Origin of the sequence: Bradyrhizobium acaciae (genome assembly GCF_020889785.1) — a bacterium.
Classification (GTDB): domain Bacteria; phylum Pseudomonadota; class Alphaproteobacteria; order Rhizobiales; family Xanthobacteraceae; genus Bradyrhizobium; species Bradyrhizobium acaciae.
Genome location: NZ_JACMYK010000046.1, coordinates 35,879 through 49,578 on the forward strand (window position 1 = coordinate 35,879; position 13,700 = coordinate 49,578).

A 13,700-nucleotide genomic window follows, 5' to 3' on the forward strand; every position below is an offset into this window, starting at 1 on the left:
CTCGGCTCACTCGTCGTCGCCCGCGGCAAGCTTCGCCAGCTTCGCGATCGTGTTGATGTTGCGCGCGGTGCCGTTGGCGGCGGCGGGAATCTTCAGCTTGGAGCGGCCCATGCCGCTGCCGTAGGCGACATAGATTTCGCGCCTGCCGAGCCGGATTTGCTCGTCCTGCTGGCCCTTGACGTCCTTCAGGGCGTCCTTGGGTGGCGGCTCGTCGAGGAAGATCGCGACGGTGAAATTCGGCGGCGCTTTCGGAAACGGATTTGCCTTCAGCACCGCGGCGATCTCGTCCGCGCTCCTGATCGCAACGCCGACCGGCTTGCCGGCATAGGCCTGCAGCCGCTTCTCCAGCACGGCCTTGACCTTGGCCGCGCCGAGCTTCGAGGAGAACACGACATTGCCGCTCGCGATATAGGTCTGCACGTCGGCAAATCCCTCGTCGACGCACATCGCCTTCAGTTCGGTCATCGGCAGCTTGCCGGTGCCGCCGACATTGACCGCGCGCAGCAGGGCGACGTAACGCATCACGATCTCACGTCAGCAGCAGCGCCATGCCGGGATCGCCCTTCTGCATCGCGCGCTGATAGGCCGAGCGCGCGGCGATGCGGCCGAGATAGTTCCTGATATTGGGGCAGCGGCCGAGGTCGTAGGGCAGGAAATAGCGCATGGTCGTCAGCGAGAAGCCGATCATGATATCGGCCGTCGTGAATGCATCGCCCGCCAGATATTCGGCATCGCGCACGCGTGCGTCGATCAGGTCGAACGAACGATCGACTCGCGTCTTGGTCGCGACCAGTATCGGATTGTCGGGAGCGAGGTTGAGCCGGTGCAGGATCATGCTGCGGCCCATCTGCGCCTGCAGGGTGCCGTTGGCGAAGTGAAACCAGTACAGGAACTGGGCGAAGTCGGGATGGTCGGGCTTCAGCGCCAGCCGTCCGTTGCCGTATCTGGCTACGATGTATTCGACGACAGCGCCGGATTCGGCCAGCACCAGCTCGCCGTCGGTGATGACGGGCGCGGCGCCGATCGGGTGCAGAGCCTTGTAGTCGGCCGGCGCCAGGATCGTGACGGGATCTCGCGCGGTGCACTTCAGCTCGTAGGGGATCGCAAGCTCCTCGCACAGCCAGACGATCCGCTCCGATTGCGACTTGCCGAGATGGTGAACGGTGAGCATGCGGGGCTGCCCCTCAGGCGTTCTTTTTCTTCTTCGCCGGCTTCGTCTCGAATTGCCTGTCGGGTTTCTTCTCAGATTTTTTCTGAGATTCCTTGGCCGGCGGCGGCTCTTCCATTGCCTTCTTCATGGCGCGGGCATAGGCGTCGGCGGCGTTCTCTGCCGAATTCTGCAACCGCTTGGCGGTCGCGGTCGCGTTCAGGATCGTGCTCTTGGCAAGGTGGCGGAAGCGCGCCTTGGTGTCCTTGTCCTTGGCTTTGGCCGAGCGCGCGACCCAGACGGCCTGGCGCTTCTTGGCAGCCGCCATCACGGCTTTGGTCTGCGCTCTTGCGGTTTGCCGGATCACGGCGTCGAGGTCGGCTTCGGCCATTCAGATGCACTCATTGGACTGGACATGCGCCGGATGGCGCAGGAAGGGGAGCTATCACTAGCGCAACCGGCGCGGTTTGAACATGCGATCCTTGGCGACGCGTCCAAGGATGCCGGCATCGACGACCCGGCCGGCAGAGGGGCCGACGGGTGCTTACGCGCCCTATCGGGCGTGCAGTTCGGCATGATCGTCCGATATCCCGGCAAGGCGCGCGGCATCGACTTTGCGGACAATGATCCAATGACGGCCGACGCAGTTAACCGTGTTGCCGGTTTCTTTCAGGCTCGTCTGAACATGGCTTGAGTGTCAGTCCGCGGACGAGCCCGGCGGCACCTTGGCGCCGGCGAGCAGGCCGGCCAGCTCCACCTGTCGGCCGAGCCCGGTCTTCGCCAGCACGGCCTTGAGCTGGTTGCGTACCGTTTCGCGGGAGATGCCGAATGCACCGGCGATTGCCTCGACGGTGCGTCCTTCGCCAATACCGCGCGCGACGCGGGCTTCCGCCGGCGTCAGGTCGAACAGGCCTTGCAGCACTTCCGCGGTCGGCACCTCCGCCGGCACCACCGGCGTCACGATCACGATCGCCGACGCGCGGTCGAACAGATCGCGCGCGGTACCGTGGATCGGGATCAGATGCACGATCAGCGGCGGACGATCGTCCTGTGCCGCGATCGGCACCGAGCGGACCTCCGTGCTGATGAGGCCTTGTTCGAGCGCCGCCACCGCCTGCGCGAACAGCGCGTCGGCGGAGGGCGTCGTCAGTGCCAGCCGCTCGGCGCGATCCTGCATCACGTCCGGCACCAGGCGATCGAACAGCGTGTTGGCCGCCATCAGACGGCCGCCGCGCCGCAGCACCGCTGCGGGCAGGCCGAGCATCGCCAGCGATTCGGTTGCCGCTTTGGCGCGCTCCATCCCGAGCCGCGCGGACAGCAGCGCCGCGCGCGCCAGATGCGGGCGCAGCGCATCGAGTTGCTCGATGGCTTCCCGCTCGATCGGCCCATGCTGATATTCGCGCTCGACGCTGTAGATCAGCACGTCGCCGCTCGGCACCGGGATCGCAGTACCGGCACCCCATCCGAGCCCGCGCGGGCGGAAGAACTCGCGGATCTGGTAATCCTGCTGCACCTCCTCGGGCGTCGCGAACACGTCGATGTCGCGCAGGAAGCCGGCATGGTTGGCCGCGAGCAGGCGCGGCAACCGCCCGTTGCGCTCGTGCCAGCCGCCTTCGACATAAGCCACCGTGTCGTCGTGCATGTCGGGGGATGCGACCCAGCGGACATCGTGCGGGGCGGCCGTCAGCAGCACGATACCGCGCGCTTTCGCGATCTCGCCGACCTGATGCAGCACATTCGGCCAAAGCTCGGGGACGACCGCGGCCTCATAGGCCAGCTCAATCAGATGCTCGTGCAGGTCGTTTGCCATCGGCCATTCCAGGAACGTCGTTGTTCAACAGTAAACCCATCGATCCCGAAAATATTGCGTAGTGCAATTCAGTCCGAGCCACGAGTCCGGGTTATTCCGGTGCGCGGTTACGCGCATCACGGGAATTTACGGCGTTTCGCCGGCCTTGTTCGCGATTTTCGCGCGGGCGCGTCAGTCGCACGGAAATGCAGTCGGTCTATGCGTCGTCGGGCCACCCGCATTTGATCGACATGGATGTCTTCGACGGTGTGCACGAGGTGAATGGCCAGCGTGCGCGGCTATGGCTGTGTGATCATTTGGCGTCGCCCGTCTATCAGCAGACGTCCCGCTTGAAGAACGCCATCGCGTTGTGAGCTTGCAGCCTTGCGATGCTTCCTGAAGCTGCCGATTGCCGGGATCGCTGAAGCCGGGGCGATCGGGTTAAAGGATTGTCGTATCGGCCGCGTTATGATCTCCTGCAACCACCTTGCCCATCCTGATGTTCCCGATCTGAGGGAACTCGACGTCATATCCGTCTCGTAGAGCTTGTTGGTAGCCGAAGGGTTGGAGAGCATGAGTGGTACGGAACGAATGCTCGGTGGATTGGCAGGGCTTCTGGTATCGGCGGGATTGGCGGTGATCGGGATTGCGGCGGTCCATGCCCAGGCGGGGCCGCCCGGGCCTCCCGCCGTCGGCGTGTTCGAGGCGGTGAAGCGGCCGATCACCGAAACCCATGAATTTCTCGGACGCATCGAGGCCCCCAACCGCGTCAACGTGGTGGCGCGCGTCACCGCGTTCCTGGAGAAGCGGAACTTCGTCGAAGGCGCCGAGGTCAAGGCCGGCGACCTCTTGTATCAACTCGAGCGTGGCCCGTTCGAGGCCGATCTTGCCTCGAAGAAGGCGCAGGTCGCCCAGTTGCAGGCGACGTTGGTCAACGCCAAGCTGACCACCGACCGCGCCAAGGCGCTGATGGGCGGGCCGGCGGCCAGCAATCGAACGTCGACGCGGCCGTCGCCAACCAGCAGAGCCTCGAGGCACAGGTGCAGGCGGCGCAGGCGCAGGTCGACCTGTCCCAGATCAATCTCGACTACACCGAGATCCACTCGCCGATCGACGGCCGGATCGGGCGCACCGCGGTCACCGAGGGTAACGTCGTGACGCCGAGTTCGGGTACCCTGACGACCATCGTCAGCCAGGACCCGATGTATGTCACGTTTCCCGTGTCGGTCCGCGAGGCGCTCGATCTGCGCGACCGTTACGCGACGCGCGGCGGCTTCAAGGCCGTGGTGATCCGCGTGCGGTTGCCGGACGGCCGGCTCTACGATCAGACCGGTGAGCTGAATTTCGTCAATAACACGATCGCACAGAACACCGACACCATCTCCTTGCGCGGCACCATCCCCAACCCGTCGACCTACACCTCGGTCGCGGTCGGCGGCTCGGTCCGCGAGTTGACCGACAATCAGTTCGTGACGGTCCTGCTCGAAGGCGTGCAGCCGGTCGAGGTGCTGGCGATCCCGCGCTCGGCGGTGCTGTCGGACCAGCAGGGCGAGTATGTCTACATCGTCGGCGCCGACAACAAGGCCGAGCAGAAACGGATCCAGCTTGGGCAATCGACCTCGACGATTGCCGCGGTGACGAGCGGCATCGCGCTCGGCGACAAGGTCGTGGTCGAGGGGTTGCAGAAGGTCAGGCCGGGCGAGGTGGTCGCCCCGGGGCCGGCCAGCGCCCTGATCCAGTCCAGCATGAAGGTCTCGGCCGATAGCGGTGCCAGCACCACGCCGAAATCGACGGGCAACAACCCATGATTTCCGCCGTCTTCGTCGACCGTCCGCGGCTTGCGATCGTCATCGCCTTCGTAATCACGATCGCGGGCGCGCTGGCGCTGATGCAAATTCCGGTCGCCCAGTTCCCGGACATCGTGCCGCCGCAGGTCACGGTCTCGGCCGTGTTCCCCGGCGCGTCGGCTGAGGTCGTCGAATCGAGCGTCGCCCAGCCGCTGGAGGCCCAGGTCGTCGGCGTCGACAAGATGCTCTACATGAAGTCGACCAGCGGCAATGACGGCAGCTATACGCTGACGGTCTCGTTCGCGCTCGGCACCGACCCTGACATCAACACCGTCAACGTCAACAACCGGGTGCAGAGCGCGCTCGCGCAATTGCCGACCGAGGTGCAGGCGCAGGGCCTGACGGTGCAGAAGAAATCCTCGGCCGTGCTGCAATTCATCGTGCTGTACAGCAAGAGTGCCGAGCAGGATCCGCTGTTCATCACCAACTACGCCATCATCAACGTGCTGGACGCGATCTCGCGGACACCTGGTGTCGGGCAGGCCTCGCTGTTCGCCAAGCTGAACTATTCGATGCGGATCTGGTTCGACACCCAGCGCCTGACCAGCCTCAATCTGGCGCCGTCGGACGTGATCGCGGCGATCCGTGCCCAGAGCGTGCAGGCGCCGGTCGGCCGCATCGGTGCGCGGCCGATCAGCAACGACCAGCAATTCCAGTTCAACGTGCAGACCCAGGGTCGCCTGACGACATCCAAGCAGTTCGGCGACATCGTGCTGCGCGCCAATCCGGATGGATCGGTGCTGCGGATCAGGGATGTCGCCCGCGTCGAGATCGGCGCGCAGAACATGGATTCGGAGTCCCGGATCGACGGCAATCCCGGCGTGCCGATGGGCATCTATCTGGCGCCCGGCGCCAATGCCGTGACCACGGCCAAGGCCGTGCAGGCCACGCTTGCGCGGCTGTCGGAGCGGTTTCCGCCCGGGCTGACCTACCTCGTGCAATACGACTCCACGACCTTCGTCTCCGATACGATCAAGGAAGTGATGAAGACGCTCGGCGAGGCCTTCGTGCTCGTCGTGATCGTGGTGTTCCTGTTCCTCGGCAATCTGCGCGCCACGGTGATTCCGGCGGTCGCGGTCCCGGTCAGCCTGATCGGCGCCTTCGCGGTGCTGCTCGCGATGGGTTATTCCGCCAACACGGTATCGCTGCTGGCGATGGTGCTTGCGATCGGTATCGTGGTCGACGATGCCATCGTCGTGGTCGAGAACGTCGAGCGCGTCATGGAGGAGGAGCCGGAGCTGTCGCCGGCCGATGCCACCAAGAAGGCGATGGCGCAGATCACCGCGCCGATCATCGCGATCTCGCTGGTGCTGCTGTCGGTGTTCGTGCCGATCGCGTTCATCCCCGGCATTTCCGGCACGCTGTTCCGCCAGTTCGCGGTGACGATCAGCGCTGCGATGGTGATCTCGGCGCTGAATGCTTTGACGCTGTCGCCGGCATTGTGCGCCGTGTTCCTGCGTCACGGCGGACCGCGCCGCGGCATCATGGGGCGGGTGCTCGGCGGCATCGACTGGGTCCGCGACCGCTACGCCGGCGTGGTGCAGCGGCTGGTTCGCGTCGCAATGTTGTCGCTGGTCGCGGTGCTGGTGTTCGCCGGCGCAGTGTTCGGCGTGTCGAAGATCACGCCGACCGGCTTCCTGCCCGAGGAAGACCAGGGCGCCTTCTTCATCGCGGTGCAATTGCCCGACGGCGCGTCGGTGGCGCGCACCAGCGAGGTCACCAAGCAGGTCGAGGCGCTGTTGAAGAAGAACCCGGCGGTCGACCACGTGCTGTCGATCATCGGTTTCTCGCTGCTCGACGGCGCCAGCGAGCCGAATTCGGCCTTCATGGTGGCGCGCATGAAGGCGTTCGCCGACCGTAAGGCCACGACCGAATCGGTGCAGGCCGCGATCGCGCAGACCTTCGTCGGCGGATCGCAGATCCGTCAGGCCTCGGTGCTGCCGTTCAATTTGCCGCCGATCATCGGGCTGTCGACATCAGGCGGTTTCGAATATCAGCTCGAGGCGCTCGAAGGCCAGGATCCGGCTTCGCTCAGCAGCGTGATGGCTGGGTTGATCGGCGCTGCGAACCGCAATCCGAACCTGACCCGCGTGTTCTCGACCTTCACCGCCACCAACCCGTCAGTCTACCTCGACATCGATCGCGCCAAGGCGCAGGCGCTCGGCCTCAACATGGCTGACGTCTTCACCGCGTTGCAGGCCACGCTCGGCGGCATCTACGTCAACAATTTCAACCTGTTTGGCCGCACCTGGCAGGTCAACGTGCAGGGCGATGCGGCCAACCGCGCCGACATCCCCGACATCTGGCAGATCTATGTGCGCAACACCGGCGGCGAGATGGTGCCGATCCGCTCGATCGCGAGCTTGCGCATCGTGACCGGACCGCAGGTGATCACGCGCTACAACAATTATCGCTCGGTCACCATCAACGGCAGCCCGGCGGCGGGCGTGTCGTCGGGCACCGCGATCGCGACGATGGCCGAGCTCTCGAAGTCGACGCTGCCGGCCGGCTACTCGTTTGAATGGACCGGCACCGCCTATCAGGAGCAGGCGGCCTCCGGCCAGACCGGCATCATCCTCGCGCTTGCGGTGCTGTTTGCCTACCTGTTCCTGGCGGCGCTTTATGAGAGCTGGACGATCCCGATTCCCGTGCTGCTGTCGGTCACGGTCGGCGTGTTCGGCTCCTATCTCGCGATCAAGCTGGCAGGCCTCAACCTCGATCTCTACGGCCAGATCGGCCTCGTGGTGCTGATCGCGCTTGCCGCCAAGAACGGCATTCTGATCGTCGAGTTCGCCAAGGAGCAGCGCGAGGCCGGCAGGCCGATCGTGGAAGCCGCGACGACGGGCGCGCAAATGCGCTTCCGTGCCGTCATGATGACCTCGATCGCGTTCATCCTCGGCCTGGTGCCGCTGGTGGTCGCGACCGGGGCTGCGGAAATCAGCCGCCGTGCGGTCGGTACCGCGGTGTTCGGCGGCATGCTCGCCGCCAGCTCGATCGGCATCTTCCTGGTGCCGATGCTCTTTGTCACCTTCCAGGGCTGGCGCGAGGGCGTCAAGAACCGCTTCGGCAGGCGGAGCAAAGCGGAACAGCCGGCGCCGCACTAGCTCCGGCCTAATCCCATCGCGCATTAGCAAGGTGAGTGAGGCGGGGCTATACTGCCCGGCTCATCGATGGAGTTCTGGATTGAGCGTTGCCTTCACCAAGGAAGAAAGTGCCGAGACTGCGTCGGAAACACTGTTGCCGGACCGCCCCATATCGCCGCATGCCAATCTGGTGACGGAAGCAGGACGGAAGGCGCTGGAGCGTCAGCTCCAGGAGGCGCGCGAGGCCTACGAGGCCGCGCAGCAACTGGACGACGTCAACGAACGGCGGCGGCAGTCGGCGGTTCCGCTGCGCGACGCGCGCTATCTGACCGAGCGGCTTCGCACCGCACAGGTCGTCGCTGATCCCGCCTCGGCTGAAACCGTCGCCTTCGGCAGCACCGTGACTTTCAGCCGCGCCGACGGGCGGGTGCAGACCTATCGCATCGTCGGTGAGGACGAAGCCGATCCGAAGGCCGGCTCGATCTCCTTCGTCTCGCCGGTGGCGCGGTCGTTGATGGGCAAAGCCGTGGGCGACGTCGCGGGCTCAGGCGAGCAGGAGCTGGAGATCGTCGCGATCGCGTAGCGCGAAGACGGCGCGCTCCCTCGCCCCGTTCTTACGGGTAGAGGGTTGGGGTGAGGGGCTGTCTCCGCGCATTCGCTATTGGCTGTGCTTGCGGAGACTCCCCCTCACCCGGAACGCATCTCACGATGCGTTCCGACCTCTCCCCACACGCAGGGCAAGGTGAACCGGAGCACGTCGGAACAACGCGATCACGCCGCCGGCAGCGCGAGCCGTTCGATGGTCTGAATATGCCGCGCGAGCAGGCTGCAGGCCTGCTCGATGTTGCGTGCGCGCAGCGCCTGCAGGATGACGCGATGGTCCTGGCTCGGCCGCGGCCGCCAGCCGGCGTTGCGGGCCATCGCGAACACCAATCGCGAATTGGCGAGCTGCAGGCCGTCGAGGCTGGCGAGCAGGCGCGGCATCGCGCAAGGCGCCACCAGCGCGTGATGGAAGGCGCGATTGGCCAGCTCGAAATCCTGCACCGTCTCGGCATTGTCGCCTTCGATCATGGCGACCTCGATCCGTGCCAGATGCGTCGATGTGTATCTCGGCGCAGCGTTGCGCAACGCGACCACCTCGAGCGCGGCGCGCATCTCGGCGATTTCCTTCACTGCATTGGTGTCGAGCGGCGCGACCCGCACCCCGCGACGGGGCACGCCAACGACGAGATGCTGCGCCTCCAATTGCCGGAAGGCCTCGCGCACCGGGACGTGGCTGGAATGGAATTCCCGCGCGACATGGTCCTGCCGGAGCGGGGCATCCGGCGGCAAGGCGCCGCTGATGATGCCTTCAGCGAGCACCTCGGTAATGCGTCCGGCGGTCGTCGTGTTCTCGCTTTCGCCCATCATAGATTATCTATCATAAAAACGGGTGCACTGCCGCGCGCCCTCAGCTAGCATCGTTCTAAGTCCAAGATCATAGATAATATATTAGATTATCTATGATCTATCACAAACGAGAAGGCAAGCCCGATGGTTGATGTCGTTGAGATCGAACGGACCGACAGCCGCAGCAGCGCACCGCCCCGCAAGACCTGGGAACGGGCCGAGGCCGAGGCACTCTATAACCTGCCGTTCGCGGACCTGATGTTCCAGGCGCAGGGCATCCACCGCGCCAACTTCAATCCGAACCATGTCGAAACCGCGAGCCTGCTCAGCATCAAGACCGGCGGCTGCCCGGAAGACTGCGGCTACTGCTCCCAGAGCGCGCATTACGACACCGGTCTGAAGGCCACCCGCCTGATGCCGCGGGACGAAGTGGTCGCGGTCGCGCAGCGCGCCAAGGATGCCGGCGCAACCCGCTTCTGCATGGCGGCGGCCTGGCGCAGTCCCAAGGACCGAGATCTCGACCAGGTCTGCGACATGGTCAGCGCGGTGAAGGGGCTCGGCATGGAGACCTGCGTCACGCTCGGCATGCTGACGCCAAAGCAGGCCGAACGTCTCTCCGACGCCGGGCTCGACTTCTACAACCACAACGTCGACACCTCGCCCGAGTTCTACGACAAGATCATCACCACCCGCACCTTGCAGGACCGCATCGATACGCTGGCGCATGTGCGCGATGCCGGCATCAAGGTCTGCTGCGGCGGCATTATCGGCATGGGCGAGATGGTCGAGGACCGGCTCGGCATGCTGGTGTTGCTCGCCAATCTCCCGAGCCCTCCGGAGAGCGTGCCGATCAACCTGTGGAACGAGGTCAAGGGCGTGCCGGTCAACGAGACCGCGGAGCGTCCCGATCCGATCGCGCTGGCGCGGCTGGTCGCGACCGCGCGCATCCTGATGCCGAACAGCGTGGTGCGGTTGTCGGCCGGACGGCAGTACATGACCGACGAACTGCAGGCGTTGTGCTTCCTCGCCGGCGCCAATTCGATCTTCATCGGCGATGTGCTGCTGACCACCAAGAACCCGCAGCGCGATCGCGACGCCGATCTGCTGGATCGGCTCGGCATCACATCCCGTCTCGCCTGATCGCAGCGTGCGGCACGCGCGGCGTCATTCGCCGCGCGACCAACCATAAATCTGAGAGCGAACATGAGCGCAATCCATGCGGCCGAGGCCGCTGATTACGTCGCGGCCTTGCATGCCCTGAGCAAGGACGATCGGCTGCGTAGCCTGAAGCCGCGCGCGGGCATCGATTTCGTCTCGAACGATTATCTGGCGCTCGCGAGCGCACCGCGCATCAAGCAAGCGGTTGCGGCCGCGCTCGAGGCCGGCACGCCGATCGGCGCCGGCGGGTCGCGGCTATTGCGCGGCAATTGCGCGGAGCACGAAAGGCTGGAGGCCGAAGCCGCCGCGTTCTTCCGCGCCGAGACCGCGCTGTTCTTCGGCGGCGGCTACGTCGCCAATTTCGCCGTGCTGACCACACTGCCGCAGCGCGGCGACCTGCTGGTTCTGGATTCGCTGGTGCACGCCAGCATCCATGAGGGAGCGCGCGCGGGCCGGGCCGAGTTCCGGTTCAGCGAACATAATGATCCTCAATCTGTTGAAGACACCATTCGCGGCTGGCGCGCCGAGGGCGGAACGGGCCGGGTCTGGATCGTGGTCGAAAGCGTCTACAGCATGGACGGCGACGTCGCGCCGCTCGACGAGCTCGTCGCTCTCGCCGAGCGCCACGACGCGTTCCTGATGGTGGACGAGGCGCACGGCACCGGCGTCTATGGCGAACAGGGGCGCGGGCTGACCGCGCCCTATGAGGGACGCGAGAATCTCGTGATCGTTCATACCTGCGGCAAGGCGCTCGGCGCCGCCGGCGCGCTGGTCACGGCTTCGACCGTGCTGCGCGACTTCATGGTCAATCGCTGCCGCCCGTTCATCTTCGCCACCGCGCCGTCGCCGCTTGTGGCCGTCGCGGTGCGTGAGGCCCTGCTGATCCTGCAGGAGGAGCCCGAGCATCAGCAGCGCCTCGCCAGGCTGGTCGCGTTCACGCATCGGGAGTTCGCTCAGCGCGGCTGGCACAGTCCGTCGCGCTCGCAGATCGTGCCCTATATCGTCGGCGACAATGCGCGCGCGATGCAGCTTGCGTCGGCGTTGCAGATGCGCGGCTTCGACGTCAGAGGCATCAGGCCGCCGACCGTGCCAGCGGGGACGGCGCGGCTACGAATTGCGCTGACCCTCAATGTCAGCGAGGCCGACGTCCGCACGCTGCTCGATGCGCTGGTCGAGGAGACGAAGGGCTGGTCGCGATGAGCCGCCGGATCGTGGTGACCGGCACCGATACCGGGATTGGCAAGACGATCTTCTCCGCAGGCCTCACCGGCTTCCTCGGCGCGAGTTACTGGAAGCCGGTTCAGGCCGGACTTGACGAGGAGACCGATGCGGAATTGGTGGCGCGGCTTGCGGGTCTCTCGCCCGATCGCATCGTGCCGGAGCGCTACCGGCTGCGAACGCCGGCTTCGCCGCATCAGGCTGCCGCAATCGACGGCGTTCGCATCGATCCCGCGGCGTTCGCCGTGCCCGACATTGGCGACCGGCCGCTGGTGATCGAGGGCGCTGGCGGGCTGATGGTTCCGCTGCACGACAACATGCTCTACATCGACGTCTTCGAGCGATGGCGGCTTCCGGTCGTGCTCTGTGCCCGCACTGCGCTCGGCACCATCAATCACTCGCTGCTGTCGGTCGAGGCGCTGCGCAGGCGCCAAATCGACATTCTCGGGATCGCATTCATCGGCGAGAGCAATCCCGTGAGCGAACGCGCTATCTGCGAGATCGGGCAGGTGCGCCGGTTGGGGCGATTGCCTCTGCTTGCACCGCTCACGGCAGACGCGCTGCGCACGGCGTTCAAGGCATCGTTCCGGAGCGAAGATTTCAACGCATGACGTCGCCCAGGAAATCGCCGATCTGGCACCCGTTCACCCAGCACGCGCTGCACGGCGAGATGACAAGGATCGTGCGCGGCGAGGGCGCCTATCTCTACACCGCAGATGACCGTCGCATCATCGACGCGATCGCGTCCTGGTGGGTCGTGACCCACGGTCATTGCCATCCGCATATCGTGCGCGCGATCCAGGAGCAGGCCGAACAGCTCAACCAGATCATCTTTGCCGGCCATACCCACGATCCGGCCGAAGCGGTTGCCGCTCAGCTTTTGAAGCTCGCGCCTGAGGGACTCGACTACGTGTTCTTCTCTGACTCCGGCTCGACCAGCGTCGAAGTGGCGCTGAAGATGGCGCTCGGCTATTGGCATAATATCGGCGTGCCGCGCACGCGGATCATCGTCATGGAGCACTCCTACCATGGCGACACCGTGGGGACGATGTCGGTCGGTGCGCGCGGCGTCTTCAACAAGGCATACGAGCCGCTGCTGTTCGACGTCGCGTCAATCCCGTTTCCCGCTGCCGGCCACGAGCAGGCGACGCTCGACGCGCTCGAAGCCGCGTGCAGGGAGCAAACCGCAGCGGCGTTCATCGTCGAGCCACTGATCCTCGGCGCCGGCGGCATGCTGATGTATCCGCCCTGGGTGCTGGCGGAAATGAAGCGCATCTGTGAAGCCGCAAACGTGCTGTTCATCGCCGACGAGGTGATGACCGGCTGGGGCCGCACCGGCACCCTGTTCGCGTGCGAACAGGCCGGCGTCACGCCTGATATCGCGTGCTATTCGAAGGGCCTGACCGGCGGATCGCTGCCGCTCGCGGTGTCGCTGTGCCGTGCCGACATCTACGATGCGCATTATTCCAGCGATCGTGCGCGGATGTTCTTCCACTCCAGTTCCTACACGGCAAACCCGGTCGCCTGCGCCGCGGCGAAAGCGAACCTCGAGCTCTGGCAACACGGCGCGGGCGAGCGCGTCACGTCGCTCGCCGCGATGCAGGAGCGTATGCTTGCGCCGTTCCGCACTGATACGCGTTTCGAAAACGTCCGCCGCACCGGGACCATCACCGCACTCGATCTGAAGGCCAGCGATGCCGGCTATCTCGCCGGCATCGGCCCCAAGCTTCAGGCCTTCTTCCAACGGCGAAATCTGCTGCTGCGCCCGCTCGGCAACACGATCTACGTCATGCCGCCCTACTGCGTCACCGCGGCCGATCTCGTGGAGGTTTACGCCGCGATCAGCGATGCGGCCGACGAACTGGCCTGACGGTGCGGCTTTGCGCGCCGGAAATTCCATGACTGACGATTTGCATCGCGCGCCGTTTTGCACGCGATGGGCGCTCATGTGAAATCGGCGTGCCCTTGCGGGCACGCCGATTTGCTCGATCATGCGTGCCTGTGTGGCGCCGGCCTCGCAGCGGGATGCTGCGGCCGTGGCGCAGGATGGGGGCGCGGTGCCGGCCGTG

13 protein-coding genes and 1 pseudogene are annotated in these 13,700 nt (G+C 65.5%); 9 read left to right on the forward strand and 5 right to left on the reverse strand.

Annotated features, from left to right (window positions below):
* Positions 1 to 6 precede the first annotated feature (6 nt).
* The 3 genes from H8A92_RS19245 to H8A92_RS19255 are packed head-to-tail and all read right to left on the reverse strand — an operon-like array spanning position 7 to position 1,538.
* On the reverse strand, positions 7 to 525 hold the full coding sequence (locus H8A92_RS19245; protein ID WP_229197215.1) for a DUF1697 domain-containing protein: 519 nt from the start codon (positions 523 to 525) through the stop codon (positions 7 to 9).
* A 4-nt stretch (positions 526 to 529) separates the two neighbouring features.
* Positions 530 to 1,171: a glutathione S-transferase family protein gene (locus H8A92_RS19250; RefSeq protein WP_229197216.1), complete on the reverse strand. Its 642-nt coding sequence runs from the start codon at positions 1,169 to 1,171 to the stop codon at positions 530 to 532.
* 13 nt (positions 1,172 to 1,184) lie between these two features.
* A complete protein-coding gene (locus tag H8A92_RS19255) occupies positions 1,185 to 1,538 on the reverse strand; it encodes a hypothetical protein (protein ID WP_229197217.1) in 354 nt (117 codons plus the stop codon).
* Between the two features lie 24 nt (positions 1,539 to 1,562).
* Between H8A92_RS19255 and H8A92_RS19260 the strand changes: the two genes are divergently transcribed.
* A complete protein-coding gene (locus tag H8A92_RS19260) occupies positions 1,563 to 1,841 on the forward strand; it encodes a hypothetical protein (RefSeq protein ID WP_229197218.1) in 279 nt (92 codons plus the stop codon).
* A 3-nt stretch (positions 1,842 to 1,844) separates the two neighbouring features.
* Here the strand turns inward: H8A92_RS19260 and H8A92_RS19265 are convergent, their stop codons facing one another.
* Positions 1,845 to 2,957: a helix-turn-helix transcriptional regulator gene (locus H8A92_RS19265; protein ID WP_229197219.1), complete on the reverse strand. Its 1,113-nt coding sequence runs from the start codon at positions 2,955 to 2,957 to the stop codon at positions 1,845 to 1,847.
* 185 nt (positions 2,958 to 3,142) lie between these two features.
* Between H8A92_RS19265 and H8A92_RS19270 the strand changes: the two genes are divergently transcribed.
* From H8A92_RS19270 to greA, 4 genes and pseudogenes are all read left to right on the forward strand, one after another.
* Positions 3,143 to 3,310, forward strand: coding sequence for a hypothetical protein (locus tag H8A92_RS19270; protein WP_229197220.1), 168 nt, complete (start codon positions 3,143 to 3,145; stop codon positions 3,308 to 3,310).
* Between the two features lie 217 nt (positions 3,311 to 3,527).
* Positions 3,528 to 4,744, forward strand: a pseudogene (locus H8A92_RS19275) (efflux RND transporter periplasmic adaptor subunit).
* Positions 4,741 to 7,887 carry an efflux RND transporter permease subunit gene (locus H8A92_RS19280; protein ID WP_229197221.1) on the forward strand — a complete coding sequence of 1,049 codons (3,147 nt, stop codon included), beginning with the start codon at positions 4,741 to 4,743 and terminating at the stop codon, positions 7,885 to 7,887. Before H8A92_RS19275 ends, H8A92_RS19280 begins: the two are co-directional and overlap by 4 nt.
* A gap of 79 nt (positions 7,888 to 7,966) precedes the next feature.
* Complete coding sequence (gene greA, locus H8A92_RS19285) at positions 7,967 to 8,449, forward strand: transcription elongation factor GreA (protein WP_229197222.1); 483 nt, start codon at positions 7,967 to 7,969, stop codon at positions 8,447 to 8,449.
* 188 nt (positions 8,450 to 8,637) lie between these two features.
* Here the strand turns inward: greA and H8A92_RS19290 are convergent, their stop codons facing one another.
* A complete protein-coding gene (locus H8A92_RS19290) occupies positions 8,638 to 9,276 on the reverse strand; it encodes a GntR family transcriptional regulator (protein WP_229197223.1) in 639 nt (212 codons plus the stop codon).
* A gap of 123 nt (positions 9,277 to 9,399) precedes the next feature.
* On the opposite strand from H8A92_RS19290, the gene bioB reads away from it, so the two are divergent.
* The 4 genes from bioB (at position 9,400) to H8A92_RS19310 (ending at position 13,501) form a co-directional block, all read left to right on the forward strand.
* Positions 9,400 to 10,395, forward strand: a complete 996-nt coding sequence (bioB, locus tag H8A92_RS19295) for a biotin synthase BioB (protein WP_229197224.1) — start codon at positions 9,400 to 9,402, stop codon at positions 10,393 to 10,395.
* Between the two features lie 63 nt (positions 10,396 to 10,458).
* The gene (locus H8A92_RS19300) at positions 10,459 to 11,613 is read left to right on the forward strand and encodes an 8-amino-7-oxononanoate synthase (RefSeq protein ID WP_229197225.1); all 1,155 of its coding nucleotides are present in this window, start codon (positions 10,459 to 10,461) and stop codon (positions 11,611 to 11,613) included.
* Positions 11,610 to 12,242: a dethiobiotin synthase gene (gene bioD / locus H8A92_RS19305; RefSeq protein WP_229197226.1), complete on the forward strand. Its 633-nt coding sequence runs from the start codon at positions 11,610 to 11,612 to the stop codon at positions 12,240 to 12,242. Before H8A92_RS19300 ends, bioD begins: the two co-directional genes overlap by 4 nt.
* The gene (locus H8A92_RS19310; protein WP_229197227.1) at positions 12,239 to 13,501 is read left to right on the forward strand and encodes an adenosylmethionine--8-amino-7-oxononanoate transaminase; all 1,263 of its coding nucleotides are present in this window, start codon (positions 12,239 to 12,241) and stop codon (positions 13,499 to 13,501) included. Before bioD ends, H8A92_RS19310 begins: the two co-directional genes overlap by 4 nt.
* Positions 13,502 to 13,700 lie beyond the last annotated feature (199 nt).

What these genes read in the sequence shown, in the direction of transcription:
- H8A92_RS19255 (WP_229197217.1), bottom strand. Translation starts at nt 1,538, where the DNA reads ATGGCCGAAGCCGACCTCGACGCCGTGATCCGGCAAACCGCAAGAGCG.
- H8A92_RS19250 (WP_229197216.1), bottom strand. Translation starts at nt 1,171, where the DNA reads ATGCTCACCGTTCACCATCTCGGCAAGTCGCAATCGGAGCGGATCGTC.
- bioD (WP_229197226.1), top strand. Translation starts at nt 11,610, where the DNA reads ATGAGCCGCCGGATCGTGGTGACCGGCACCGATACCGGGATTGGCAAG.
- H8A92_RS19280 (WP_229197221.1), top strand. Translation starts at nt 4,741, where the DNA reads ATGATTTCCGCCGTCTTCGTCGACCGTCCGCGGCTTGCGATCGTCATC.
- H8A92_RS19310 (WP_229197227.1), top strand. Translation starts at nt 12,239, where the DNA reads ATGACGTCGCCCAGGAAATCGCCGATCTGGCACCCGTTCACCCAGCAC.
- H8A92_RS19265 (WP_229197219.1), bottom strand. Translation starts at nt 2,957, where the DNA reads ATGGCAAACGACCTGCACGAGCATCTGATTGAGCTGGCCTATGAGGCC.
- H8A92_RS19270 (WP_229197220.1), top strand. Translation starts at nt 3,143, where the DNA reads ATGCAGTCGGTCTATGCGTCGTCGGGCCACCCGCATTTGATCGACATG.
- H8A92_RS19300 (WP_229197225.1), top strand. Translation starts at nt 10,459, where the DNA reads ATGAGCGCAATCCATGCGGCCGAGGCCGCTGATTACGTCGCGGCCTTG.
- H8A92_RS19290 (WP_229197223.1), bottom strand. Translation starts at nt 9,276, where the DNA reads ATGATGGGCGAAAGCGAGAACACGACGACCGCCGGACGCATTACCGAG.
- H8A92_RS19260 (WP_229197218.1), top strand. Translation starts at nt 1,563, where the DNA reads ATGCGCCGGATGGCGCAGGAAGGGGAGCTATCACTAGCGCAACCGGCG.
- bioB (WP_229197224.1), top strand. Translation starts at nt 9,400, where the DNA reads ATGGTTGATGTCGTTGAGATCGAACGGACCGACAGCCGCAGCAGCGCA.